The 2,208-nt window shown below is 38.0% G+C and carries 3 protein-coding genes; all 3 read left to right on the forward strand.

All coding sequences use genetic code 11. The features are described from left to right. The first annotated feature begins 239 nt into the window (after window positions 1-239). From HHA41_RS12880 to HHA41_RS12890, 3 genes are read left to right on the forward strand one after another with little or no spacing between them, the layout of a single operon-like run. Complete coding sequence (locus HHA41_RS12880) at window positions 240-893, forward strand: glutathione S-transferase N-terminal domain-containing protein (RefSeq protein WP_168418860.1); 654 nt, start codon at window positions 240-242, stop codon at window positions 891-893. A gap of 10 nt (window positions 894-903) precedes the next feature. Continuing rightward, the gene (locus HHA41_RS12885; RefSeq protein WP_168461951.1) at window positions 904-1,332 is read left to right on the forward strand and encodes a ClpXP protease specificity-enhancing factor; all 429 of its coding nucleotides are present in this window, start codon (window positions 904-906) and stop codon (window positions 1,330-1,332) included. Window positions 1,333-1,348: 16 nt separating this feature from the next. Next, complete coding sequence (locus tag HHA41_RS12890) at window positions 1,349-1,999, forward strand: hypothetical protein (RefSeq protein WP_168461952.1); 651 nt, start codon at window positions 1,349-1,351, stop codon at window positions 1,997-1,999. The last annotated feature ends 209 nt before the right edge of the window (window positions 2,000-2,208 follow it).

The following is a 2,208-nucleotide window of genomic DNA, read 5'->3' on the forward strand; positions in this document are numbered from 1 at the left end:
GAGCAAACTAAAACCGAGCTAATTGCTTAACTCGGTTTGAAGTGGAATACTGTCAATCTATTTCAGGACAAGACAAACAACACCAAGATATACGATTCAACCAAAATCTACACTTTAGCTACTTATAAAACCCAATCAGCATCTCAATAAATATCTCATACACTTTTGTCAGGTTTGCTGCGTGATTTTAGTCACCAAGTCTAGTATCCTATTCTATTCATTTGGTTTTATATCGGATTATGTCAGTCGAAAACGCACCTTTACAAGGCATCACCCTCTATAGTCATGCAGACGACTTTCGCTCACATTGGATTCGTTACGTTCTTGCCGAAAAACAAATCAAATATCAACTGATTCTTGTCGATCATGAGGATGAAGACCTCGCTAGTCTCAATCCCTACAATCAATTGCCCATATTATTAGAAAATGATCTCAAATTATTCAATAGCAGCATAATTTCAGAATATCTAGATGATCGTTATCGACAAAATAAACTCTATGCCGATGCCCCTATGCCACGCGCAGAACAACGTCAATATATCTGGCGCTTTGAGCACGATTGGTTCAAGCTCGCCGATGACATGCTGCGCCACCCTGACAGCTTAAATAGCCAAGCACAACGTACAGCACAAAAACAATTACGTGATACACTCATTTCACTCACACCACTGTTTCAACATTATCCTTTTTTTATGTCTGAAACATTTAATATTTTAGACTGCATGCTAGCGCCATTATTTATACGACTCAAAGCCATGGGCATTGAGCTACCCAAACAACACTGTAGACCTATTTTTCTCTATTGCCAGCGTATTTTTAATCGCCCTGCATTTTTAAAATCAATGACATTGCAGGAAAAAAACCGCTATCAGGAATTTTTAATTCATACTTAAAGAGCACATTATGTCTGAATCTGAAATCAACTTAAGTCCGACCCGTCCCTATTTAGCTCGCGCAATTTATGAATGGATTTGCGACAACCAACTCACGCCACATTTATTGGTAGACGCTACACAGCCGAATACGCTTGTTCCTGAACAATTTGTGCAGGATGGTCAGATAGTATTAAACATTGTTCCACATGCTGTACACGCCTTACACATGAGCAATGATGCAATTACATTCTCCGCACGCTTTGGTGGTGTTTCACGCGACTTATATGTGCCAATGAATGCGGTACTGGGGATTTACGCTCGAGAAAATGGACAAGGCTTATTCTTTGATCCGAGCGAGTATCAACATATCCAAAATGATGAAGATGCTTTAGAATTAAAGACTGAAGAAAAACCCGAACAAACTAAGAAAAAACCAAGCCTTAGATTATTAGATTAAAACAATGGAGTAGTGAATGGCTTTTGATTTAGTACAATATTTTGCATCGCAGATTAAACTTCAAAAGCCATCGCTTTTGAAACAATATGACTCGGTAGAGCGTGATCAATATATTCAAGAAATTAACGCACTCAGCCTAGGTAAATTGGTAAGTTTATGGCGTGAAGATAATCAAAAACTTTATCAGGAAATAGATAGCCAAGATGAACTCTATATTCAAGAAGTTGCACGCCGCCTAACCACATCAACTGCCAATGAATCCACACTAAGCAAAACCGAGCTAGAGCACAACATTAGTGAAATACTAGCCTTACAATTGGCTGAGCTCAAGCAACTGGATCATACTGGCAATTTTGGTAATAAAGGCATAGGCGAGTTATTGCTTGGCCAAATCGAGCATTTATCTGGTCAGGCTGATGATTGGATTTGGTTAACAAACGAACTAACAGAGCTAAAAGGCTCTAAACCAATTCCACAAGAAGAGCTATCATTAGAAGCATCAATGAAGGAGTTTAATCAAATGGTTCAACAACATAGCCACGACAATCACGCAGAAATTGAGCTTATAGAAGCAACTGTTCCAACATGGTCTAAAGTTTTAGAGCCTATTGTTGCAATTGCGATTCTTGCTATTCTTTGGTGTGCTGTTACTCAATTATTTGCTTGATAACACTTCAGTCAAACTAGACCAATTTAAAACCATCCATTGATGGTTTTATTTTTTGGTGTTCTTTATTTTTAATATTCTTTTATTTCATATTTTTATTTTAATTCAAGCATAAAAAAACACCCTCAACATTTGTTGAGGGTGTTTGAATAATGAGCTGGCGATGACTTACTCTCACATGGGTAACCCCACACTACCATCAGCGCGAA

It is taken from the genome of Acinetobacter sp. A1, from assembly GCF_012371315.1.
In the GTDB taxonomy this organism is placed as follows: Bacteria; Pseudomonadota; Gammaproteobacteria; order Pseudomonadales; family Moraxellaceae; genus Acinetobacter.